Raw genomic sequence first — 22,050 nt, 5'->3', positions numbered from 1 at the left:
ATTCATTCTGCCGCCTCCAACTGCCCAGGAGAGTGGTACCTGTGGAGGGTCCCTTCAAGAGCAGCCTGGTCCAATCCTCTCGTCGCCGCGCCCAGCCTGAGGGCATTGGCCACCACCAGAAGCGACGAAGACGACATGGCGACCGCGGCGAATAGCGGTGTCACATACCCCAGCATGGCGAACGGAAGTGCCAGGGCATTGTAGCCAATCGCCAGAACAAAGTTCTGGCGCACCAGGCGCCGCGCACGACGGGCCAGATCGGTGGCAGCCGGGACCGCCAGCAGGCTGTTTCCCAGGAAGACCAGATCGGCTGCATTGCGCCCCACATCAGCGGCACTGCCCGGCGCCATGGACACCTCGGCTGCAGCAAGCGCAGGGGCATCGTTCAAGCCATCCCCGACCATCAACACCCGCTGCCCCTGTCGCGCCAGCTCTGCCAGGCGCTCTGCCTTGTCGGCTGGCAGCGCCGCACTGCGCCATTCGTCAATCCCCAGCTCCGCCGCGATCCGGCTGGCTGTTTCTGGCCTGTCACCGGACAGGATCTCCACCGCCAGTCCCTGCTTCTTGAGCGCCTGGACAGCCTGCCTGGCACCGGGGCGCAGGGAATCCGAAAAGGAAAAGACCTCCAGCAGGCGGCTGTTGCAGGACAGGACCGTCCCCGCCTTGGCCTCAGGGTCGAGGCCACCTGCAGGTTCCCCGGCATCTTCCAGGGCCCAGTCCGCACGACCCAGACGGTACCGCTTCGTGCCGCTCACGGCTTCCACACCATGACCGGGCACTTCACGCACATGATCGAAAGATCTGTTCTGTCCCCTTTTCTGCCCCGCTACACTTGCCGCCAGTGCCTGCGAACAGGGGTGAGCGGACAGCGATCCCATGGCAGCCGCCAAAGACAGCTTGTCAGGGTCCAGCTTGTCTGGATCCAACAAGCTCAGATCCCCGCGTGTCAGGGTCCCCGTCTTGTCGAACACCACACGATCGATCTCCGCCAGGCGTTCCAGGGCGGCCCCGTCCTTCATCATGACCCGGTCCTCGAACAACCGCCGGGCAGCCATGACCTGGACCATGGGAACCGCCAGCCCTAGCGCACATGGACAGGTTATGATCAGAACGGCCACGGCAATGGTTACGGCCTGATGCAGGTCGCCCGCCGCAAGCATCCAGCCCAGAAACCCCAGGGCCGCAGCAAGATGCACCACGGGCGCATAGAGCCGCGAAGCCCGGTCGGCCAGGCGGCGGTAGCGGGAGCGCCCGGCCTCCGCCGCCTCCATCAGGGCCACCATCTTGGACAGGAAGGAGTCGTCGGCCCCGGCCGTGACCTTCACGCGCAGGGGTCCGGTCAGGTTCAGGGTGCCGGCCTGGAGCACGGCGCCGGGCTGGACAGCGCAGGGCGCGCTTTCGCCCGTGACCAGCGAGACATCCAGGTCCGAACTGCCCGTCAGGACCTGCCCATCCAGCGGGATGCGCTGGCCGGCCTGAATCTGCAGCACGTCGCCTGGATGAATCTCTTCGAGCGCCCTGTAGACAAGCTGCCCGTCGGCCGTCTCAACCTGAGCCCCCCGGGCAGCCAGCCGCGCCAGGCCCTGCACCGTCGAACGCGCACGCGCACGCATGACATGATCCAGGGTCCGCCCCACCAACAGGAAGAACAACAGCATTGTGGCAGCATCGAAATAGGCGTGCTGGGCATGCTGCAGGGTGTCATAGAGACTCATTCCAAAGGCCAGCAGGATCCCCAGCGTGATGGGAACATCCATGTTGGTCTGGCCATGGCGCAGGGCGCGCCAGGCAGAGACATAGAAGATGCGTCCGGAATAAAGCAGCACCGGCAGGGCGATGGCGGCGGAAATCCAGTGAAAGATGTCACGCGTTGTGCCCTCGGCCCCCGACCAGACAGCCACCGACAGGAACATGATGTTGCCGGCGCCGAAACCGGCCACGGCCAGGGCCCGGATCAAGGGTCCGAGGCTCGGATCCTTGCCGCCCTCGGCGGAAGCTTGATGAAGATGTGCGGGATAGCCCAGGGCCTCCAGTCTCTCGAGGAAGGGCGGCGGTCCATCGCCACCGTCATTCCAGCGAACCGTGACCCGGCGCACCGTCAGGTTCACGCGCACATAGGTGATGCCGGGCAGGTCACCCAAGGTTTTCTCGATGGCACGAATACAGCCGCCGCAATGAATGTCCGGGACAGACAGTTCGACTTCGCGCGCGGCTTCCCCCACTTGGCGGCTGGCCAGGCGCAACTCCTCATTCTGTTGCAACCGTTTGTTCGCGGCCGTCCCGTCCCCTTCTTGCTTGCCCCCCTCCTGCGAGGTGCAACAGCTCATGAGACGGCTCCGTCGTACCCCTCTTCCAGCTTGCCGCCCCGTTCTTCACCTGTGCGGTGTTCGGGCTGCCGCACCGCAAGATAGGCATGCCAGGTGGCGTGTCCCAACACCGGGAAAGCCACGACAAGGCCCAGGAAGGCCGTCAGGACAGAGACACTGAACAGAACAACGACGATCGCGCCCCAGACCAGCATGACCGGCAGGTTGTTCCAGACCAGGGCCATGCTGGTTCCCATTGCCGTCAGGGCATCCGTCCGCTCATTCAGCAGCATGGGCACGGCAAAGACACTGATTGCAAAGGCAAAGGCTGCAAACAGGCCACCAATCAGGCCCCCTACGAACAGCAGCCACCAGCCGGTCGGGGTGGTGAACAGCATACCCGCGACATCGTCCAGCCCCGGGAAAGGTGTCAGCCCGAAGAACAGGGCATAGATCAGGACGGCTGCCCGCATCCAGAGCAGCATCAAGAGGCAGAGCAGGACACCGGTGAAAAGCATCTGCCCGCCGGATTCCCCACGCACCAGGATCATCTCACCCAGAGTGACGGGCCTGCCTTCCTGAATCAGGCGGCTCTTCTCATACAGTCCGATGGCCAGGAAAGGTCCGACCACCATGAAGCCGGCAATCGCCGGGAAGAGGATGTAGTCCAGCGACAGGGCAAAGAGACCGCCCACAAGCAGGAAGGAAAGGACAAAGGCCAGAATGCCATAGGCCAGGCTCTGCGAAGACTGCTGCCTGAAATCCGCCCAGCCGGCCTTCAGCCAGTCCAGGGCGGCGCCGGCCGGCAGGTGCTTTGCATAACCGTGGTCGATTGGCAGAGGGGGAACAGGATCGGGAAGCTTGGCCATGGTGTCACTCGCTCTGCTTGCTGTTCACTCGTATCATATCACAGGCGCTCAACAGGCGGACTTTGCCGCGCGGTAGCTGCCATTACCATCATCGGCCGCACGTTCATGCGGAACGCACTCCGGCTGGGAGGTGAAGGCCACGTGCAGCAGGTGCGCATTGGCGCCAAGGAAGATGCCCAATCCCGCCAGCACGGAAAGCAGGACGACAATCCGCGTTCGACGCCGCTTCCCTTGATCCGCTGGTGCCTGTTGCCCTGTCACAGTCATTCTTCCCGATTGCTCATATCCACCACATAGAGCGCCAGCACCTTCCGCTCAAGCGGGCTCAAGCGTCCCTCCCAGTGCGGCATCACGCCCTGGCGGCCATAGAAGATCGTGTCATAGAGGGACTGCCTGTCGCCCCCGTAGATCCAGAAATCATCCGTCAGGTTCGGCGCCCCGACTTCCGTCATTCCGCTGCCGTCTTCTGCGTGGCAGCTGACACAGTTGGCGGCAAAGATTTCCTCGCCGTTGGCAAGCGCTTCTTCCGGGCGATCCGCGACCGCATCCGGGTTGAACAGGGACTGCACATAGGTCACCACGTCCCGGATTTCATCGCGGCCCAGCATGCGATTCTCGCCAAAGGCCATCATCTGGCCGATGCGTGTTTCCGGGTGCTCCGCGTTGATGCCAACCCGAAGGGTCTCCTGCACCTCTTCCGGCGCGCCGCCCCACAGCCAGGCCTGGTCGCTCAGGTTGGGATACCCAGGACCTCCGTTCCCCTCCGTTCCGTGGCAGACGGCACAATTGTCACCGAAAAGCGTGGCTCCGGTCTTGCGGACCGTTTCCATCAGCTGCGGATCCTCCTGGATCGTGGCGAGACTCGCTTCACGGATCTGATCGGCCCAGGCGGACTGCTGCTGCGCACCTTCTTCCAGCTGTGCTTCAAGGCTATCGCGCTGATCGATCCCAAGCAGTCCGTGGGTATAGGTCACCCCCAACGGCCAGGCCGGCATCAGGATCCAGTAAACCACGGAGAAGATGACCGTGGCGGCGAGAAACAGCCATATGATCTTGGGGACAGGGCGGTTCAGCTCCTTGATGCCGTTCCAGTCATGCCCCGTGGTCATGTGCCCGCTGTGCGGGTCGCGCTCTCCTACCGACATGGCCCGTCCTCGTCATTGAGAATACTTTTCTTGGCCCGATCGAATCGGTCCCGGTTCGACGGCCAGCAGGCATAGACCAGCACCACTGCGAAAAAGACCATCAGGTAGAAAAGTCCGAAGGACTTGGCAAAAGCCACCAGGGTTCCGTGATCGATTTCCATTCGCCTCACTCCCCTTCCAGTTCGGAGTCATCAAGCGCCGGCTGGTCCTCGGCGGCGTCGGTCAGGCGACCCAGGATCTGCAGATAGGCAACCAGGGCGTCCATTTCCGTTACCCGCTCCGGATCGCCATCGAAACTGCGGATATTCGTCTCCTCACCATAGCGCTCGGCCACGCCCCCGGCCCGGCTGCTGTCCGGATTGGCCTGGCCATAGGCATCCTCGGGTGCATTCTCGATCATCGCGTCGCTATAGGGCACTCCGACCTTCCGCATGGCCGCCAGGTGCTTGTCCAGGTCTTCCCGGTCCAGCTCGTTGCGGCTGAGCCAGGAATAAGACGGCATGACCGACTGCGGAACGACGGCCCGTGGGTCTTCCAGGTGTGCCACATGCCAGGCATCGGAATACTTGCCGCCGACGCGGGCAAGATCCGGTCCCGTCCGTTTCGAACCCCAGAGCATCGGGTGGTCGTACTGCGACTCCACCGCCAGGGAATAGGGCCCATAGCGCTCGACCTCATCCCGCAGGGTACGGACCATCTGCGAGTGACAGGCATAACAGCCCTCGCTGATGTAGATGTTGCGTCCGGCCAACTCCAGCGGCGTATAGACCCGCATGTCCGGATCCTCCTCCACCGTCTCGTCGATGGTGAACAGAGGCGCGATCTCCACCAGACCACCAATGCTCGCGACAATGATGATGGCAACGGCCAGCCCGATGGAACGACGTTCAAGGTTGTAGTGCAGACCGAACATCTTACTCCCCCGCAGAGACTGGTGATGGTGCCGCGCCGGATGTGACCGGCTCGTCCTGCTTGGCTGCACTGGCCTCCAAGCTCGGCGCTCGGCGTATCGTCATCAAGATGTTGTAGAAGCCGACGACGATACCGGCCAGGAACAGCAGGCCACCGGCTGTGCGGGCGATGTAATAGGGATGCATGGCCTCTACGGATTCGACGAAAGAATAGGCCAGGGTTCCGCTTTCATTGTAGGTCCGCCACATCAGGCCCTGGATGATGCCGGAGTTCCACATGGCAAAGACGTAGACCAGGGTGCCGGCAAGTGCGAGCCAGAAATGCACCTCCACAAGGGCCGGGGAGTACATCCGCTGGCGCTTCCAGAGGATTGGCGCCAGGGTATAGATGGCCCCGAAGGTGATCAGCGCCACCCAGCCCAAAGCACCCGCATGCACGTGGCCGACGGTCCAGTCGGTATAGTGTGACAGCGAGTTCACCGGCCGGATGGCCAGGAAGGAGCCTTCGAAGGTGGAGATGCCGTAGAAGACGGCCGCCACCATCATGAAACGCAAGGTCGCATCGTCACGCACCTTGTGCCAGGCGCCGTTCAGCGTCAGCAGGGCGTTGGCCGCCGAAGCCCACGAGGGCACCAGCAGCATGACCGAGAAGGTCATGCCCAGGGTTTGCACCCAGTGCGGCAAGGCCGTGTAATGCAGGTGGTGAGAACCGGCCCACATGTAGAGGAAGGTGATCCCCCAGAAGCTGACGATGGACAGGCGGTACGAGAAGATCGGCCGCTCGGCCCGCTTGGGCAGGTAATAGTACATCATGCCCAGGAAACCGGCCGTCAGGAAGAAGGCCACGGCATTGTGGCCGTACCACCACTGGGTCATGGCATCCTGGACGCCCGAAAAGGCTGAGTAGCTCTTGGCCGCCGTCAGCGAGATGGGAATCGCCAAGTTGTTGACGATATGCAGCATCGCCACCACCAGGATGAAGGCCAGGTAGTACCAGTTGGCCACATAGATGTGCGGCTCCTGCCGGCGGGCCAGGGTGCGCATGTAAAGCACCAGGTAGGTCACCCAGACGACAACCAGCCATATATCGGCATACCATTCCGGCTCGGCATACTCCTTGGACTGGGTCACACCGATGAAATAGCCGCTCACCGCCAGCAGGCAGAAGAGATTGTAGCCCAGAAGCACGAACCAGGGGCTGAACTGGTCTGGCATGCGCGCGCGCGACGTGCGCTGCATCACATGGAAGGACGTGGCGATCAGGGCGTTGCCGCCGAAGCCGAAGATCACACCGGTGGTATGAACGGGTCGAAGACGCCCGAAGCTGGCCCAGGCGGCATCGAAGGTCATCTCGGGCCAGGCCAGCAATGCAGCCACCCAGACCCCCATGAACATGCCGATGACCCCCCAGATCAGGGACAGGATCACGCCCACCTTGATGGGGTCGTCATAGTAGCGCTTCAGTCGTTCCGGGCTCGGCTCCGGAGCGAAGTATCCGGACAGAATCAGGAAGGTCACGCCCAGCGCAAAAAGCAGGACGATGAAGCCGTGGAACCCCAGTGGGTTGCCGAATCCACCCCCGGCCATGGCCAGCCCCAGGAAGGCCACAGCGATGGAGATGACAAGCGCGAGCTGCCGCTCGCCTTTGGTGAGCTGGGAAATCATGGTGCCGCCACCGCCACTGTCTGCTGTGTGAAGTCGTAAAAGGAAAAACTGAAAATCAAGACCGCCCCCTGAAACGGATCTGCAGCAACCTCGGCAATCGACGTTACCTGCAATCCTGTATCGTGCTCAGCAACTACCTCATTACCCTTACTATATTTGCTACTATATTTGCATTCCTTTCAGCTACAATCGAGACAGGCGCTATGAGACCTTTTGCCTCAGAGCACAGCTAGCGTGTGTGGATTTTGCCCCTCACTCCTGGCGGGGAGTCTCCAGGCGCATGGTCCAGTCCTCCACCTCCGCCTTTTCCAGGCGACGGCGCACCAGGTTGCGCCAGGACTCCGCCAGTTCCGGCAGGTCTGCCAACTCGCTCAAGGCTTCGCGATTGAGCGTATCGCGATAGAGAACATGCAGGACACGCTGAAGGTTCCAGTTTTCGGCCGGCCGCTCCAGCAGGTCCAGACTGTCGCCCGGCGCCACCTGTCCGGCCTCCATGACGCGGTAATACCAGCCCGTGCGCGCCGACTCCTGCACCCGCCGGGCCATGGCCTTTTCGTCGAAACGGGCGTTCAGGCGCCAGCAGGGCTGCCGCCCCTGCGAGACCTGCACGACGGCCGTGCCCAGGCGAAAGACATCCCCGATGCACACCCTCGATTCATCCAGCCCTCGGGTCGAGAGGTTCTCGCCAAAGCGTCCGGCTCTGTCCAGAAGCGGCCCCAGTTCGGGATAGTGCTCCTGCCACCAGTCATAATGCTCCCGGGGATAGTGATGAATGGCCTTTTCCGGGCCGCCATGGTTCTTCCGATCGCCCTGGTGATCCCCTGACAGGCCCTCCGGCCCGATCTCTACGCTTGCCGTGACCGGCTGCTTGTCGATACCACTGGGTACCCCCTGCCGGCCCAGGGGCTTCAAGCTGCCCAGCAAAACCGCCTCCACACGCAGCTTCATTCCCCGGCCTCGACGCGTTCCCTGCGTGAAGACTCCGGCAGGTGGACTGCGCTGTCGGGACGCTGAAGCCGTTCCCCCTGCATCAGGACATGACCATGAAAACCGGCAATACCCAGTTCCAGGCTCTCAGCAATCCGTTCGGCCCGCTCCACGAAATGCTGCGCCGCAGCGGGTGGACAGACCTCATCCGCCGTTTCGCGGAACAGGGCCAGCCAGTGATCGAAGTGCCGGTGATCCACCGGCAGGTTCATGTGTTTCTCCATGGGGCGACCACGATAGCGGCCGGTCAGTAGCGCGACCGATGACCAGAAAGCGCACATGCGCTGCAAGTGCAGATCCCAATCCTCGACCTTCGCCTCGAAGACGGGGCCCAGAGTGGAGTCCTGACGCACCTTGCCGTAGAAGGCGTGAACCAAGCGCTCGATCATGACCTCATCGATGCCGGTTTCCTCGATGATCCGATTGGTTATGGCCTCGCGGCGCTCGGTTGCTGTCATCTCGACTCCGAAAACAAGTATTTATATTACTTGTTTATCAATTCTCTTCCTGCAAGGCCAGTGGTAAAGCCGGTTGCGACGAATGTTCCCATCCTTGCCTTCCGCCCAGTAAACATACAGGCCCGGACAGAGCAGACAAAGCACTGGACTTTCATTCCGGGAGAAAACTACCTTTTCAGCATAACATTGCGAAAAAGAATCGGCTTGCCTGAATGAACCACTCCGACAAGAGATCAAAGCTCCGCAGACGCGATTTCCTGGCAGCCGGCACAGCCTTCATGGCGGGTCTGCCGTTTTTTCCCCGAGCCAGCGTCGCTGCCCTTCCTTCGATCGAGGCGGCGCCTGAAGGCGCACGGATCGCGCGCCTGGGGATATATCCCGCAATCGGAATCTCCCGGGTCGGTGGCAGCCGGGAATGGTACCCGGCACCCGAAGTTCCGGGCCTGCCCCCGCAACCCGAAGGCGGGTTCAAGGACGGCACGCGCCTGATCAAGAAGCAAGTCCAGCGCTTCCGTATCTATGCCTTCGATGACCAGGACCGCGTCATAGGCGAGGTGACCGAGGGCAAGGCCTCGATCCGCTGGAACGCCCATGTCGCCAACACCAAGGCGGCCTGGTACGGCTTCAGCAATCCTCTGGACAACGCCGAGCTGGCGCCCGGCCTGCCCGGCCAGAGGCGCAATTCCCACTTCGTGAGCCCCGAGGAACGGGAACGCATGCTGGTGATCGATGGCGGTTCGACGGCCATCACCGGCAGGGAGACCAATGCACAGGGCGAAGACGCGAACTACGCCATGGTGGGCCGCTTCTTCGACCAGAAGGACGTGGGCCTCGGCCATCTCAGGACCGATGCCGAGGGCAGGCTCCTGGTCTTCCCGCCGGATGGCATTTCCGACAGTCCCGTGGACAGCCCCATTACCAGCTTCGCCGACAACGACGGCTGGCATGACGACTGGTGCGACGGACCCGTGCACGCCGAGGTCACCCTGGCCGATGGCCGCACGCTGGCAGCCGATCCTGCATGGATTGCCTCTGTCGGGCCCAACTTCGCCCCGGAAATACCGCCGATCACGACGCTCCATGACGTGATCAGCGACCTGAACGTAGCGGAAGGCTGGCAGGATCCCCCGGCCCTTCCGCTGTCCTTCCGCAAGCACATTTATCCAATCTTCCGTCGCCTGGCGCTGATGGAGTGGGTTTCGCAAGCCGCCTTCCTGAGACAGGGCTGGCTGGATATCGGCGACTTCTCCGACCCCGCCTATCTCGAGAGACTAGCCGACCCAGGTCCCGACAATGAGTCCTTCCGGCGTGAGGTCTTCGCGAAGTTCCGGGATCCGGACAATGACAGCGAGACCGCCTACAAGGACGAGCGCCTGAAGCTGCCCTTCATGCTGGGCGACGGTATCAACTACAATGGCAGCCCGCTACAGTGGTTCCGCTTTCCCAGGCTGCAGTATTCCTGCCTGGAACACTGGGCTGCAGGGGACTTCGTGAACGACCTGGAGGATGCCGAATCCGACGCAATCGACAGCCTGGACCGGGTGCCCCTGGCCCAGCAGCCGGCGACGCTCACCGAGGCCGCACTCGAGAACTGCTCGGGTGGCGCTTTCCACCCCGGCGTGGAGTTGACCTATTACCTGCGCCTGGCGCCGCTCTATGCCCGTGCACACGATCCGAATGCCGAGCCCTTCCGGATCGCACTCGGCCAGCGCGACAGCCTGCTCCACGATATCGGCCGGCTGCTGACCACCGAAGCCGCGATGAACGGAAGCAACGGCGCCCCGGCGCCCATCGGACCGCAGATGCCCGGCGACCTGACCCGCTGGATGGGCCTGCCCTGGCAATGCGATGCCTTCAGTTGCCAGGACGTCCTGATGCAGGACGACTTTCCCACCGCTGTCTGGTGGCCGGCCCTCCTGCCGGTCGACGTCCTGCCGGAAGATCACTACGAAGCCCTGATGCGCGAAGACCTGCCCCCGGATCAGCGCCGGCGTTTCTATGAGAACCGGGTCTCCTGGGCCCGCGGTGTCGCTGGAATCGGCTACCACACCAACGCCAGCTATTGGGACGGTATCACCAACATGATCGCTCTCTGGCAGCGTATGGGCTTTGTCGTGAAGCGGCCGGGACCCACGGATCCAGCACGCCCTGACGCCATCCCGCAGGACCTTTTCGTCGAGGTTGGGCGCGACAATATGGAAATTCGCTTCGACTGGACAGAAGACAGCGGCCCCCTTCCCCGGTGACTGCAGACAGGACCGCGGTCATCGGAAGCGGCCCGGCCGGCGCCGCCGCCTGCATTGCCCTGGGTCAACTGGGACGTCCGGTCCTGTGGATTGCACCGCCGGACAGCATGAACGCGCGGATCGGCGAGTCTCTCTCTCCGTCCGCACGACCGCTGCTCGAGGCACTCGGGCTTGAGCATGTGATCACGGGACCGGAGCATCGCCCCGCCAACGCCCTCTTCTCCTGCTGGGGCAGCGATCACCTGACCGAGCGCAGTGACGCCCTGCGCCTGCAGGGGCCGGGGCTGGTCCTCGATAGGCCTGCCTTCGAGGAACAGCTGCGCAGCGCGGCCATGGCGACGGACCTGGACAGGCAGGAAACCACTCTGGAGGACCTGGTGGCGGCCAAGGGCCAGTGGAGCCTGCAACTGGGAAATGGCAACATGGTTTCGGCAGGCTTTGTCATTGACTGCAGCGGCCGCAAGGCGGTTGCCGGACGCCTCTTGGCCTGCCAACAGCAGGACGACCAACTGGTGGCCGCCCTTGCCTTCCTGGACCAGCAGGATCCGGACGTCGCGCCCACGGCCGCCACGATGATCGAGGCCGTCGCGGACAGCTGGTGGTACGCCAGTCTCCTCCCGCAACGAGAGTCGCAGCCGCCGCGCATGGTGATCGCCCGCTTCAGCGACCCGGACCTGCAGCCACGCGGCCTGACACGAGACAGGGCGGCCTGGCAACGCCTGGTCGGGGAGACGCTCTACATCCAGCGTTGGATCGACAGCGCCGGCTTTGCGATTGGAAAACCGCCAAACCTGGCCTCCGCCGCAACCGCGTGGCTGGAGCCGGCGGCGGGGGTTCTTGAAGGGGCCGGCTGGGCCGCCGCCGGCGATGCAGCTGTCGCCTTCGACCCACTCTCTTCCCACGGCCTGACCACGGCGCTCTGGTCGGGCCGGCAAGCAGCAATCGCAGCATCCTCTGCCATCAATGGCGACAGGGAATCACTGGCGGTCTACAGCCAGAAGATCGCCCGCGGGGTGGAACAGTTCCGCCAGGAAAGACGACAGGTCTACGCGCGCGAAGGCCGTTTCCGCGACCAGCCCTTCTGGCAGCGCAGATGCGGATAGTGGCCACTCAGTTCCTATAGGACCGATCTTCCCTACTGCGCCCTGAAGTCGGCCATCTCTCTCACGGCTTGTGCAGGGCGGGCCGGCGCTTCGGCCGCCAGATGATGCGCCAGCCTGTTCGCCAGCGTCATGATGGTCAGCGTCAGATGCTTGTCCGGCAAGGTCGGCAGAGTGCTCCCGTCGCAGATATAGAGGTTGGGATGATCGTGGGCCCGTAGATTGCGATCGACCACACCATCCTGCGGCAGAGCGGACATCCGGCAGGTACCCGCATAATGAATGCCGGTGCCGGGCCTGTCGGGCGCACCATAAAGCAGTGTGCCGGAGGCGCGTCGCAGCGCCTTGCGAATGAAGCGCTCGATCCGTTCCAGTCGCTCCAGTGTGCGGGCGGAATAACGATAGGTGATATCCACCTGCGGGACGCCGAAGCGGTCCCGGTCGGCCGAGGGAGTCAGCCGGTTCTCCGGATCGGGATCGCCGGGCGCAAACAGCGCCAGGGTGACGTAGCTGTTGAACAGCTTGCGCGCCAGCCAGGGGCGCAGTGCTGCTGGGACTGCCTGCAACCCTTCCAGATAATAGGGCGTGTCGATCACCGTATGAATCATGTGTCCACAGAAGCTGAACTCACTGCCGTCAGTGAGGGTATCCTTCGAGAGGATGAGCAGGCGATCTGCAAAGCCGATATCACTGGAGGCCGGCTTGCCCCAAAGCTTCAGGAGCGAGGTCGACAAGGCGACTTTGGCGTTGTCCTGCAGATAGCGCCCCACCGCCCCCGATGAATTGGCCAGCCCGTTCGGCGCCGCATCGTCGCGTGAATTGAAGAGCAGTCGGGGCGTTTCGATCGCGCCCGCCGCCAGGATGAAACGGCGTCCGCGAATGCGGACCTCCTCGCCGCTTGTCGTATCGCGGCAGATCAAGGCTTCGATCTCCGCGTCCCCCGGACGCCGCTCCAGCCGGATCGCCTTCATTCCGGTTACGAGCCTGTAGTTCGGAAGCTGTTCGATCTCCGGCAGCAGCCGGGTCGGGAATCTGTAGACGGCGTCCACCATGCACCCCGAGGTGCAGATCCCGATCTGGGCGCAGGCATTGGCACGATCGCTACGGGTCTCGATTGCCTTGCGATTGGCGATCACGTAGGTGTCCGGGCGCTTCATGCCCTCAATCGCGTCACTGATGATGCGGTCGGCTTCCCGTAGCGGCTTTGCGGGTATAAAGCAGCCGTCGGGCAGGCTTGGGATATTGTCCTGCGCCCCACAGACGGTAATCAACTTTTCGGTGGCCGCGTAGTGCTCGGCAAGATCGGCATAGCCGACGGGCCAGCCGGAAAAATCCTGCGGGGCGAAGCGCACTGAAACAGCGTTCCAGAGGTTCTGGAGCCCTCCCAGTTCCATCACCTGATAACTCAGGAACGCGCGTTCGGCGCTGCGCGAACTGGAGCGGGTCTCGGTGTCGGCAAAGAGCTCATGATTGAAGATCGCGTCGCGCGGGTTTCCCGGGAACGCAGAGTCGGGCCTTATGCCCCAGTCCTTGCGGGCGCCGGGCGGGTTCCGGTTGGTGAAGTAGTCCGAGGGAAGCCGCTTGCCCTGCTCCACCGAAAGCACGTCGAGCCCGGCTTTAGCCAGCTGGTGTGCGACGATTCCGCCGCCCGCGCCGGTGCCGACGACGACGTAATCATGGACGCGATCATCCATTGTGATGTTTGTTCTTCCTTGATCAGCCACGACGGGCACGCTCCACGAAACTGTCGGATGCGAAATACACCCATTCAAAGAGATGATTGATGGTGGCGACCGAGGCGGCCAGCCGCCGTCGATGAATCCGGCCACTGGATGCATAGTCCGGATCCGCAAGAACCCGGTCGAGCGCCTTGCAGACACTTACGTTCTTGAGCGCAACGCGTGCGATGTCCTCTTCCTGCCCACGAAGCTTCCGTCGGTAGGGAGACTGTTCCAGCAGGCGTTGCAGCAGTTCCCGACGCTGCGTGTCTTCATACATCCGTCGTTCCCTCCTCACTTCGGCCCTCAGGTCCCCAAGCCATGTCGGCATTCCGTGCAGGTCGCAGAACGCCGTCTTCAGCGAACCGCAAGATCGGCAATCAGATTGTTGACGGCCTCTGCCATCGCTTCCGATGCGGATACCTTGAATTGATTGATGGCGACGAAGGCGCCGATTCCATGTGCCGGCGCGAATGCCGTATAGGCGAACATGCCCTGGCGTCCGCCCGCTTTCTGCAGAATGGTCGGCCGACCGTCGCGGCCATGCATGACGACCCAGCCCAGGGCCATGGCGTCCATGCGACCCGATTCGTCCATGCCATAGACCGAATCGAGGGCGTCACGGTGGACGTAGGCGGCGTGATCGATCTGCCGCATCGCCGCATCCTCGTCCGAGAAACGGTCGAGGTGCCAGGACAGCCAACGCAGCATATCGTTGGCGGAGGAATAGAGCCCACCCGTTCCCTGGATGCCCTCGTGCGTCGGTGCGTCTTCCATGGGCACGCCGGAGAAGTCATGGCCCTGCATGACAGCACGTCCTTCAGCGGGCGTGAAGCCTGTGGCTTCCAGACCCATCTGCGCCAGCACCCTGTCCGTCAAGACCTGCTCGTAGGGCTGATCCGCTGCAGCTGCGAGGGACGCCGCGAGCAGACCGAAACCGAAGTTGGAATAGAACGCGCCGGTGCCAGGGGGAAACAGCAGCGGATCCTGCTCGAGATCTCGCGCCATCGCCTCCAGCGTGAAGTTCACGAAAGGATCGTCTGCCGGTCCGGGCGGGACCGTGATTTCGCGCGGCAGGCCGCTGGTGTGGGTGGCCAGATGCCACAGGCGGATGGGATGGCCCTCGCGTGACGGCACGCTCACGTCCCAGTCCAGGACATCCTCGAGACGATCGGTCAGTGCAACCGTGCCATCCGCTGCCAGGCCGGCCAGGGTCGCGGCCGTGAAGGTCTTGGTGATCGACCCGATCCGCATCACGGTGTCACCATCCGGGGGCGCGCCGGTACCGGGGCGGTGCTCACCGTACCCCGCGACGACGCGCTCGCCATCACGCACGACCCCGAAAATCAGGGCGGGGACCTGGAATTCGTAGAACATGATCGAGCCGGTGAAGTTGACCGCTTCCTCCAGCAGGCTCGAGCGTTCGGCAGGGCCCTCTTCGGCAGCCACCACGGTATCTGCAGACGTGAACAACGCGCCCAGGGCCAAGGGCAGGCTGAAGCACAGGGAAAGGCATCTTGATAGAATCGCGTGACGCATCATAAGTTCGACGTCCTTCATGATTTCGTGGTTCCGGCGGCAACCGGCGCGACTGCCGGGCTGCCGTTCTTCCCAAGACCGACCCAGCGCAACCGGGTGCCGCCCACGACCTTCGCCTCGATAGCCTCAAGGCTGACCCCCCGGGTCTCCGGCACGAACCGCAGGGCGATCAGCAGGGCGATCATGCACACGAGGGCGAAGACCAGAAGCACGCCGGACAGACCGATCATCTCGATGCCACTGAGGAAATTGGCCGCGACGAGCGCGTTGAAGAGCCAGCTCGTCGCAGAGGCGACGGCAATGCCCTTCTCGCGCACGGCGGAGGGAAAGAGTTCGGACATCAGCACATAGGGCAGCGGTCCAAGGCTGATCGCGAAAGCGGCAATGAAGACCGCGAGGCCGATCAGCCCGATCAACGGAGCGGACAGTGTGTCGGCGAGGATCGCCAGAGCGAGACCGAGGACCATCACGGTGCAGCCGACATTCAGGAGCAAGCGTCGACCCAGCCTGTCGACATAGATCAGGGCCATGATCGTGGCCAGGACATTCACGATGCCGAGCCCCAGTGTCGCCATCAGGGCTGCCGTCCCGGCGGTGAGGCCGAGTTGCGTGAAAATGCGGGGCGCGTAGTAGAGCACGCCATCGATACCGCTGAGGTTTTGCAGAATGAACAGGCTACTGCACAGGACGAGGACCGCGAGCGTGCTTCCGGCCAAGAGCTTGTTTGGCGACGCTGCCGCGGCCTCCGGGGCCGGATGCGGGGTGTCGATGCCCAGGAATGCGGCATTCGCAGCCGCCTCTGCATGGCGTCCGCGGATCATCAGCCAGTAGGGGCTTTCCGGCACCATCAGCAGCGTTACGAGGCAGAGTGCCGTGACCAGGAGTCCGCTGCCGATCACTGTCTGCCAATCCCCGTCGCCCAGGACGAGCGGCGCCGCATAGGCACTCAACATGCCAAGTGTAATCGCAAGCTGAAAAACGGAGACCACCGCCCCGCGCAGTCTTACGGGCGATGCCTCGCCGGCATACATCGGTGCCACCATCGAACTCAGCCCGACGGCAAGGCCGATGAGCACACGGGCGACCAGGAGCATTGAGAGATCGCCATTCAGGATCACGATCGCATATCCGCAGCCGGCGAGCCCCGTTGCAATTCCCAGGGTCCGGCGGCGGCCGATCCGTGCTGAAACAGGACCTGCAACAACCGCACCGACGAAGCAGCTCGCAACGAGAAGCGCCACCGTCAGCTCTGCCTGTCCTGTGGTCAGGTGAAAGCTTTCGGCGATCCCGCCCAGCACGCCGGCGATGACAGCGGTGGAAAATCCGAACAGAAGCCCGAACGCCCCGGTCACTGCGCCCACGCCGTAGACCGCTGGCCTCATGCCACCGCCCCAGCTGGAGCAAAACCGTCCTCGATCTCCTCGAGCGAACGTCCCTTCGTTTCAAGCGCAAGACGGATGCTGAAGACGAGGCCGACGGCGCAGGAAATCGCGAACAGGCCAAAGGTTGCCGACATTCCGGCAACGCTGACGATGACCGGGAACAGGAACACGACCAGGAAGTTCGACGACCAGTTCGCCACCGACGCCACCGCCATCCCCCGACTGCGCAGGCGCACCGGAAACAGCTCCGACATATAGAGCCATGGGAGCGGCCCGAGGCTGACGGCGAAGAAGGATATGTAGAGCAGCAGGCCCACAAATGCTGCGATCGCCGCGCCCGCGCCATCGGAGCTTACGGCAACGGCGATGAGGGCGAGGCTCAGGGCCGCTCCGAGGAAGCCGAAGATCAGCAGCGGACGACGCCCGAGACGATCCACCAGAAGCATCGCCACCACGGTCATGGCGACGTTCATGGCGCCGATGCCCACCGTGGCGAGAAGCTGTGCCTGGGCGCCATCGAAGCCGGCCGATGCCATGATGCTCGGGGCATAATAGATGACCGCGTTGATGCCACTCAGTTGCTGCAACACGAAAAGCGTGACCGCAAAGAACAGGGCGGGGCGCACAGCCGGGCTGAACAGGGCCGCCAGGCCCGGCTCGGCCCCCTGCTGCCGGCCGGCGGCGTGAATTTCCTGTACCGTGCTCTGCAGTTCGGCGTTGGTGCGGTCAGGCTCCAGTTGCTGCAGCACGGCGACAGCGTCCTTCTTTCGCCCCATCAGGACCAGCCAGCGCGGGCTCTCTGGTGCACGCAAGACGCCCAGAAAGGCGATCATCGCCGGAATCGCGCCGAGCCCCAGCATCAGGCGCCAGTCGCCCAACGGTTCCAGCAGCAGGTCCGAAAGATAGGCAACCAGGATGCCGATGGTGATCATCAACTGGAACGCAGAAACCACCGCGCCGCGCACCCGAGGTGGAGCCAATTCGGCCAGGTATTGAGGCGCCGCCAGTGCCGAAGCGCCAATCGCAATGCCGAGAAGCAGGCGCGCTATGGTGAGCAATCCCATCGAGGGCGCAATCGCGCTTGCCAGTGCTCCGACACCGAACAGGGCAGCGCAGAGCACCAGGACCAGGCGGCGGCCGAAACGATCCGACCACATTGCTGCAAGGATCGCTCCGGCGACCGCACCCAGCGGCACGGCTGCCGCCATGAAGCCCTTGTCGCCCGGCGAGACCGTGAAGCTTCCCTCGATCAGATGCATCGCCCCGGCGATGACGCCTTCGTCAAATCCAAAGAGAAGACCGAACAGGGCAGCCAGTGTCACCAGGCGTAGGAGCATCGCTTTACCTTCCGGAGTTTCGTTCGAGGATCGGCCGCATCAACCCTTGCCGAGAACGGCAGCGGACACCTTGCGGAAGGCGCGGACGATGTCATCGACATCCGCATCCGTCAGGCACGAGGCAATCGACAGAAGTGCTGAGCGGTCGAACAGGGCGTCGGTCCGTGGCAGTGCGCCGCGGCGATAATCGTACTCGGCTGCAAAGGCGTTTTCCGAATGGCTCCAGGGAAAACCGCTTCGGTCGTTCGAACGCTTTTCCGTCAAGCTGGGAATATTGAAGTACCAGTGCAGCCCCCATTCCCGCATGGCCAGGCAGGCAAGGCTGCCGGGCCCCCCTGTGATGCCTTCCGCGCGCAGCGCTTGCACCATCCGCTCGCAGGTCTCTGCATTCCGATAGAGAGTGATCAGGAATGGGCCTGTATCCCCCGCAGGATCCGGTACCGTCCGGAAATCCAATCCCTTGATGCCCTGCAAGGACTCGCGGATGCGCCATTTTGCGCTGCGCATGGCGCCCGTGATCTGCGGCAACTTGCGAAACTGCCCCAGTGCCAGCGCGCCCGTAAGGTCCGACATGCGTGCGCCCTGTCCCCAGAGCTGGCAGTTTTCGTCGCCGGTATCGAGCCGGCCGTTGCTGCGTGGATAGCCAAGGTCATGCAAGGCGACGATCCGGCGGTGAAGCGCATCGTCGTTCGTCACGAGCAACCCGCCCTCGCCGGAGGTCATGTTCTTGTTGAGCTGGAAGCTGAAGGTGGCAATGTCACCGAAACTGCCGACGCTCTGCCCCTTGAAGTATCCACCAGCGGCCTGGGCGCAATCCTCGATCAATCCCAGACCATTCCTGCGCGAGATGGCGGCTATCTCGTCAATTCGCCCTGGAGCGCCACTCATATGCACAGAGATAACGGCGCGGCTGTGCGGGCCGATCTTCGCTTTCAGGTCGTCCGGATCCAGGCAGAAGGTCTCGTCGATCTCGACCAGCCTCGGGATTGCTCCGCAGCGCACGACGGCAGCGACACAACTGACCCAGAAATAGCCTGGCAGAAGCACCTCGTCGCCTGCCCCCACCTCCAGGGCCGAGAGGGCAATGGAAAGTGCTGCCGTCCCCGACGAGACGCCGACGGCATGGCGGTGGCCATAGGCCGCGCACCATTCCCGTTCGAATCGATCGACCATGCCTTGCAGGTCCGGGCCATAGTAGCGGAACGGGCTGCGCGCTGCGACGACCTGGTCCACCAGATCGCGCTCCTCCTGCCCCATCCAGTGAGTCCCGGGCAGCTCCCAGGGCAGCGGGCGCATGCGAACAGGCGTACCGCCATCAATGGCCAGCCTGCCTTCACATGGAGAACCGGATAATTCCTGCTGCATCACTTGCTCTCCATTTGGCATGACAGTGCCAGCGCCTTCCTTGGCATCTTCATTTCAGAAATGGGAAAACAAATCAATTAATTATCAGTCTTTTTCCAATTTTGACTTGGACACTTTTGAGGAGAAAAACGCCTCTTGTCCACAAAAGCGTTCTGTACTCATTTGCAAATTTTTGCAGAAACTTGCAGATTCACTTTCGTCGAGTCTCGAAGCATGATTCGAAAGGTGGGGGGATGGCGCACGCCATTGACGTTTCGGAAAAACTCAATCTGACGGCCATCGCGCTGGGCTGTCTGACCCGCAAGGAACTTTGCGCCGCCTTCTTCCAGATCAACCCCAACACCGTATTGTCGCTGCAGAACTGCTATAACTGGCTCGGTGGGCGCTCAACGCCGCGTAGCTTCAGCTTTTACGAGGATTGGGCGCTGGTGCTGGATCTGGATGAAGGCCCGCACTTCATCATGACGAGCACGCTGGCCGCCTTTGCCGAACGCGTTGCAGCCAAGATGAACTTGCCGGATGCCATGCTCGCCTCCTTTGGCGACACGCGGCACAGGTCCAGTGAAGTGGAATCGCGCCAGGAACTTGTCAAAGGACAGAACGCTTCCTGGCTCACGAAGGCCCTCCTGCAGGGGTCCTACCTGGCACTCTCTTTAGCCTGGGCGCCGACAGCCCGGGGGCGTCTGCTCCAAGGCGCACTTCATCTCGCAACGAGTGATGAGGGAAAGCTGCAGGCCGACTATCTCGAGACCATCCTTGGGCGCAAGGTGCTCTTCGAGGGGCACGGCCAGGAGCAGGGGCACACCGCACAGTTGACACTGACGTGCCAGGCCAATGCGACGACGTTCTTCATGGCGCTTCACCTGCCGATCCTGCCGGGCAACCTCGGTGCCGGGATCTTCGCCGGGAATACCGTTTACGATTCCGCTTCGACCCCTGCGGCCTGTCCCATACTCTTCATTCGGAATCACGCGCTTTCACGCGAGGAGGTCGAAGCCGGCATGGACTACCTCGACGCTTCTGCGGAGGCCCTTGCCAGGCTGCTGGAAGGCCTGGGATATGGCCGCGATCCCACGCTCGCTGCGGAGAACGCCCTGCTGGACCTGCTGACGCAGCCACCCGATATTCCGCTCATCACGCTTCAGCGTGAGGCCCTTACCCATGCTGCAACGCTCGTCGACAAACGCCATCTGGACGCTCAATGAGATGAACGCTCCAGAGATTGTTGCACCTTCTGTGGAGGTGATAGGGAACCAGGGTGTCGCTATCCGGCTTCCACGACACGGTAATACCAGTACCTGCGCACCGACCTCCTGAACCCACCAGGCAATGGCCTTCTCAAAAATCACCAGGACTACGGGCCCGAAAACCAACTCCTAGCGCGTGAAAATCACCTGCGCGCCGTGTAGCGAACTCAGGAATAGGGCTGAAGCTGCACTCCCGGGAAGGACTCGGCGCGTGACACGTGAGGCAGGCTCCTCGACTCCACAACAGATCTGGCTGCGTTTCGAGCCTGTAGGTATCTTTATGAAAACTTCTTTAAATTGAATAATATAGATGTCACTCAATCATGAGAAGACCGCTTCTGAACTCTCGAGAACCCGGTTCTTCAACTGCGGCTCAAGGCCTCCCCGGGTCGCCAAGTCAATGTCACGCCCCAGCTTCTCCTCCAGGAAAAGCTTGGTATTCACGAGATCAATCAGACTGAAGTGCGTTTGTGGAGCAATATCGATCACTATATTGATGTGGCTTGCGGAGTGTGACTCCCCGTTGATCAGGGGGCTCAAGAGAGCCAACCCGATAACCCCTCTCTGACGCAACTCTGTTTCGAGAGTCAGCAGCACGTTTCTCACATCCGCTTTGCCGGGGGCCGGTGAAAATTCCGGGAAATGGTCTGGTTCAGCTGCAGCGAGCAGGCGAAGGGCTTCCCGTATCACTTCGCTCGAATTGCTGTAGAGGCCGGAGGAGACCTTCTGACGAACAAAGGATTCAAGTCTTGGAGTCAGGGAAACGTTCATCATCCACTCCTGGGTTGCTCAGGATATGGAGATACTATCAGAGAATAGCAATTCATATTTTAGATAAAAACTATTTATTATCCTTGGAACCCTTGCACAAAGTGTAAGGGTTCCAATGCAATTCTCTGAATGAACTATGGAAAAGTGGTGGGCGCACAAGGACTCGAACCTTGGACCCGCTGATTAAGAGTCAGCTGCTCTGCCAACTGAGCTATGCGCCCACGGGTCTGTTTTCCGACAGGGGCGCCTGATAGCAAGTTCTCAGACGCTTGTCGAGACCCACATGGGTCCCTGTTGCGATTTTCCCAATCCCCGATCAATCTGCCTCTAGGCCGGATCCAGGCGATCGGCCTCCGGCAGGCGTTCCTGGCCGTCGAAGCTGACACCCAGGTCGGTGACCAGGCCGTTCTTCAGGCCATAGATCCAGCTGTGCACCTTCACCGACTGGCGGCGATGCCAGGCGTTCTGGATGATCGGCGTGCGCGCCACGTTGAGGGCCTGGGACATGACGTTGAGCTCGCACAGGCGGTCCACCCGGGCGTCCTCGTTGTTGAGGTTCTGCAGTTCCTCCTGGTGCCGGGCATGCAGACTGCGCAACGGCCAGAGCCAGTTGTCGATCAGGCCGAACTGCTTCTTCTCCATGGCCGCGCGCACGCCGCCGCAGCCATAGTGGCCGCAGACGATCACGTGGCGCACCTTCAACACCTCGACGGCGAACTGCAGGACCGACAGGCAATTGAGGTCGCTGGAGACCACCAGATTGGCCACGTTGCGATGGACGAACAACTCGCCCGGATCGAGGTTGACGATCTCGTTGGCCGGCACCCGACTGTCGGCACAGCCGATCCAGAGATACTCCGGCGCCTGCTGCCGCGAGAGGCGCGGGAAGTAGTCCGGATCCTGGCGCGAGCGTTCCTCGGCCCAGCGCCGGTTGTTCTCGATCAACTGTGAAATCATGACACCCTGCCCTGCTTGTGACACCATTCCGGAGCATCTTCCGGACA

Annotated in this window: 20 protein-coding genes and 1 tRNA gene; 3 read left to right on the top strand and 18 right to left on the bottom strand. The window is 62.4% G+C overall.

Annotated features, from left to right (window positions below; genetic code table 11):
* Positions 1–2 precede the first annotated feature (2 nt).
* From BP38_RS0105995 to BP38_RS19300, 9 genes are all read right to left on the bottom strand, one after another.
* Positions 3–2,327: a cation-translocating P-type ATPase gene (locus tag BP38_RS0105995; RefSeq protein WP_026986989.1), complete on the bottom strand. Its 2,325-nt coding sequence runs from the start codon at positions 2,325–2,327 to the stop codon at positions 3–5.
* The gene (locus BP38_RS19310; RefSeq protein WP_081816490.1) at positions 2,324–3,175 is read right to left on the bottom strand and encodes a DUF2189 domain-containing protein; all 852 of its coding nucleotides are present in this window, start codon (positions 3,173–3,175) and stop codon (positions 2,324–2,326) included. Before BP38_RS19310 ends, BP38_RS0105995 begins: the two co-directional genes overlap by 4 nt.
* Before the next feature lie 48 nt (positions 3,176–3,223).
* The gene (locus tag BP38_RS19305) at positions 3,224–3,442 is read right to left on the bottom strand and encodes a hypothetical protein (RefSeq protein ID WP_035723996.1); all 219 of its coding nucleotides are present in this window, start codon (positions 3,440–3,442) and stop codon (positions 3,224–3,226) included.
* The gene (ccoP, locus tag BP38_RS0105980) at positions 3,439–4,320 is read right to left on the bottom strand and encodes a cytochrome-c oxidase, cbb3-type subunit III (protein ID WP_026986988.1); all 882 of its coding nucleotides are present in this window, start codon (positions 4,318–4,320) and stop codon (positions 3,439–3,441) included. The genes BP38_RS19305 and ccoP overlap by 4 nt, the downstream gene beginning before the upstream one ends.
* A complete protein-coding gene (locus tag BP38_RS22085) occupies positions 4,311–4,481 on the bottom strand; it encodes a cbb3-type cytochrome c oxidase subunit 3 (protein ID WP_081816489.1) in 171 nt (56 codons plus the stop codon). Before BP38_RS22085 ends, ccoP begins: the two co-directional genes overlap by 10 nt.
* A 5-nt stretch (positions 4,482–4,486) precedes the next feature.
* On the bottom strand, positions 4,487–5,233 hold the full coding sequence (ccoO, locus tag BP38_RS0105970) for a cytochrome-c oxidase, cbb3-type subunit II (protein ID WP_026986987.1): 747 nt from the start codon (positions 5,231–5,233) through the stop codon (positions 4,487–4,489).
* A gap of 1 nt (position 5,234) precedes the next feature.
* The gene (gene ccoN, locus BP38_RS0105965; protein ID WP_026986986.1) at positions 5,235–6,896 is read right to left on the bottom strand and encodes a cytochrome-c oxidase, cbb3-type subunit I; all 1,662 of its coding nucleotides are present in this window, start codon (positions 6,894–6,896) and stop codon (positions 5,235–5,237) included.
* Between the two features lie 252 nt (positions 6,897–7,148).
* Positions 7,149–7,844, bottom strand: a complete 696-nt coding sequence (locus BP38_RS0105960; RefSeq protein ID WP_026986985.1) for an MOSC domain-containing protein — start codon at positions 7,842–7,844, stop codon at positions 7,149–7,151.
* Entirely contained in the window at positions 7,841–8,341 is a 501-nt protein-coding gene (locus tag BP38_RS19300; RefSeq protein ID WP_051609045.1) for a group III truncated hemoglobin, read from the bottom strand. Before BP38_RS19300 ends, BP38_RS0105960 begins: the two co-directional genes overlap by 4 nt.
* A 212-nt stretch (positions 8,342–8,553) precedes the next feature.
* On the opposite strand from BP38_RS19300, the gene goxA reads away from it, so the two are divergent.
* On the top strand, positions 8,554–10,587 hold the full coding sequence (goxA, locus tag BP38_RS0105950) for a CTQ-dependent glycine oxidase GoxA (protein ID WP_026986984.1): 2,034 nt from the start codon (positions 8,554–8,556) through the stop codon (positions 10,585–10,587).
* Positions 10,584–11,690: a glycine oxidase maturase GoxB gene (goxB, locus tag BP38_RS0105945; protein ID WP_026986983.1), complete on the top strand. Its 1,107-nt coding sequence runs from the start codon at positions 10,584–10,586 to the stop codon at positions 11,688–11,690. Before goxA ends, goxB begins: the two co-directional genes overlap by 4 nt.
* Positions 11,691–11,722: 32 nt before the next feature.
* Here goxB and BP38_RS19295 read toward each other — a convergent pair whose 3' ends face one another.
* The 6 genes from BP38_RS19295 to BP38_RS0105915 all read right to left on the bottom strand — a co-directional run bounded on the left by BP38_RS19295 (position 11,723) and on the right by BP38_RS0105915 (position 19,028).
* Positions 11,723–13,381, bottom strand: a complete 1,659-nt coding sequence (locus BP38_RS19295) for a GMC oxidoreductase (RefSeq protein ID WP_035723992.1) — start codon at positions 13,379–13,381, stop codon at positions 11,723–11,725.
* Positions 13,382–13,403: 22 nt separating this feature from the next.
* Positions 13,404–13,685 carry a hypothetical protein gene (locus tag BP38_RS22510; RefSeq protein ID WP_026986982.1) on the bottom strand — a complete coding sequence of 94 codons (282 nt, stop codon included), beginning with the start codon at positions 13,683–13,685 and terminating at the stop codon, positions 13,404–13,406.
* Positions 13,686–13,762: 77 nt separating this feature from the next.
* On the bottom strand, positions 13,763–14,965 hold the full coding sequence (ampH, locus tag BP38_RS0105930) for a D-alanyl-D-alanine-carboxypeptidase/endopeptidase AmpH (RefSeq protein WP_211250237.1): 1,203 nt from the start codon (positions 14,963–14,965) through the stop codon (positions 13,763–13,765).
* Complete coding sequence (locus BP38_RS19290) at positions 14,962–16,326, bottom strand: sugar porter family MFS transporter (RefSeq protein ID WP_051609044.1); 1,365 nt, start codon at positions 16,324–16,326, stop codon at positions 14,962–14,964. Before BP38_RS19290 ends, ampH begins: the two co-directional genes overlap by 4 nt.
* The gene (locus BP38_RS0105920; RefSeq protein ID WP_026986980.1) at positions 16,323–17,663 is read right to left on the bottom strand and encodes a sugar porter family MFS transporter; all 1,341 of its coding nucleotides are present in this window, start codon (positions 17,661–17,663) and stop codon (positions 16,323–16,325) included. Before BP38_RS0105920 ends, BP38_RS19290 begins: the two co-directional genes overlap by 4 nt.
* Positions 17,664–17,702: 39 nt before the next feature.
* Positions 17,703–19,028 (bottom strand): DegT/DnrJ/EryC1/StrS family aminotransferase, encoded by a 1,326-nt coding sequence (locus BP38_RS0105915; RefSeq protein ID WP_081816521.1) that lies wholly within the window; start codon positions 19,026–19,028, stop codon positions 17,703–17,705.
* Positions 19,029–19,261: 233 nt separating this feature from the next.
* Here BP38_RS0105915 and BP38_RS0105910 point away from each other — a divergent pair, with 233 nt between their 5' ends.
* On the top strand, positions 19,262–20,233 hold the full coding sequence (locus BP38_RS0105910) for a hypothetical protein (protein WP_026986978.1): 972 nt from the start codon (positions 19,262–19,264) through the stop codon (positions 20,231–20,233).
* A 363-nt stretch (positions 20,234–20,596) separates the two neighbouring features.
* Here the strand turns inward: BP38_RS0105910 and BP38_RS21650 are convergent, their stop codons facing one another.
* The 3 genes from BP38_RS21650 to can form a co-directional block, all read right to left on the bottom strand.
* Positions 20,597–21,049, bottom strand: coding sequence for a type II toxin-antitoxin system ParD family antitoxin (locus BP38_RS21650; RefSeq protein WP_051609043.1), 453 nt, complete (start codon positions 21,047–21,049; stop codon positions 20,597–20,599).
* 142 nt (positions 21,050–21,191) lie between these two features.
* Positions 21,192–21,267: transfer RNA gene (locus tag BP38_RS0105900), tRNA-Lys, on the bottom strand.
* A gap of 106 nt (positions 21,268–21,373) precedes the next feature.
* A complete protein-coding gene (gene can, locus BP38_RS0105895) occupies positions 21,374–22,030 on the bottom strand; it encodes a carbonate dehydratase (RefSeq protein WP_245602348.1) in 657 nt (218 codons plus the stop codon).
* Between the last annotated feature and the right edge of the window lie 20 nt (positions 22,031–22,050).

Origin of the sequence: Fodinicurvata fenggangensis DSM 21160 (assembly GCF_000686045.1) — a bacterium.
In the GTDB taxonomy this organism is placed as follows: domain Bacteria; phylum Pseudomonadota; class Alphaproteobacteria; order Kiloniellales; family DSM-21159; genus Fodinicurvata; species Fodinicurvata fenggangensis.
Note: the sequence above shows the minus strand (reverse complement) of the source record. Positions and strands in the feature narration are given on the sequence as shown.

Bases quoted from the DNA above. Each gene is read 5' to 3' on its own strand.
- BP38_RS0105995 (WP_026986989.1), bottom strand. From the start codon at position 2,327: ATGAGCTGTTGCACCTCGCAGGAGGGGGGCAAGCAAGAAGGGGACGGG.
- BP38_RS19310 (WP_081816490.1), bottom strand. From the start codon at position 3,175: ATGGCCAAGCTTCCCGATCCTGTTCCCCCTCTGCCAATCGACCACGGT.
- BP38_RS19305 (WP_035723996.1), bottom strand. From the start codon at position 3,442: ATGACTGTGACAGGGCAACAGGCACCAGCGGATCAAGGGAAGCGGCGT.
- ccoP (WP_026986988.1), bottom strand. From the start codon at position 4,320: ATGTCGGTAGGAGAGCGCGACCCGCACAGCGGGCACATGACCACGGGG.
- BP38_RS22085 (WP_081816489.1), bottom strand. From the start codon at position 4,481: ATGGAAATCGATCACGGAACCCTGGTGGCTTTTGCCAAGTCCTTCGGA.
- ccoO (WP_026986987.1), bottom strand. From the start codon at position 5,233: ATGTTCGGTCTGCACTACAACCTTGAACGTCGTTCCATCGGGCTGGCC.
- ccoN (WP_026986986.1), bottom strand. From the start codon at position 6,896: ATGATTTCCCAGCTCACCAAAGGCGAGCGGCAGCTCGCGCTTGTCATC.
- BP38_RS0105960 (WP_026986985.1), bottom strand. From the start codon at position 7,844: ATGAAGCTGCGTGTGGAGGCGGTTTTGCTGGGCAGCTTGAAGCCCCTG.
- BP38_RS19300 (WP_051609045.1), bottom strand. From the start codon at position 8,341: ATGACAGCAACCGAGCGCCGCGAGGCCATAACCAATCGGATCATCGAG.
- goxA (WP_026986984.1), top strand. From the start codon at position 8,554: ATGAACCACTCCGACAAGAGATCAAAGCTCCGCAGACGCGATTTCCTG.
- BP38_RS19295 (WP_035723992.1), bottom strand. From the start codon at position 13,381: ATGGATGATCGCGTCCATGATTACGTCGTCGTCGGCACCGGCGCGGGC.
- BP38_RS22510 (WP_026986982.1), bottom strand. From the start codon at position 13,685: ATGTATGAAGACACGCAGCGTCGGGAACTGCTGCAACGCCTGCTGGAA.
- ampH (WP_211250237.1), bottom strand. From the start codon at position 14,965: ATGAAGGACGTCGAACTTATGATGCGTCACGCGATTCTATCAAGATGC.
- BP38_RS19290 (WP_051609044.1), bottom strand. From the start codon at position 16,326: ATGAGGCCAGCGGTCTACGGCGTGGGCGCAGTGACCGGGGCGTTCGGG.
- BP38_RS0105920 (WP_026986980.1), bottom strand. From the start codon at position 17,663: ATGCTCCTACGCCTGGTGACACTGGCTGCCCTGTTCGGTCTTCTCTTT.
- BP38_RS0105915 (WP_081816521.1), bottom strand. From the start codon at position 19,028: ATGCAGCAGGAATTATCCGGTTCTCCATGTGAAGGCAGGCTGGCCATT.
- BP38_RS0105910 (WP_026986978.1), top strand. From the start codon at position 19,262: ATGGCGCACGCCATTGACGTTTCGGAAAAACTCAATCTGACGGCCATC.
- BP38_RS21650 (WP_051609043.1), bottom strand. From the start codon at position 21,049: ATGATGAACGTTTCCCTGACTCCAAGACTTGAATCCTTTGTTCGTCAG.
- can (WP_245602348.1), bottom strand. From the start codon at position 22,030: ATGGTGTCACAAGCAGGGCAGGGTGTCATGATTTCACAGTTGATCGAG.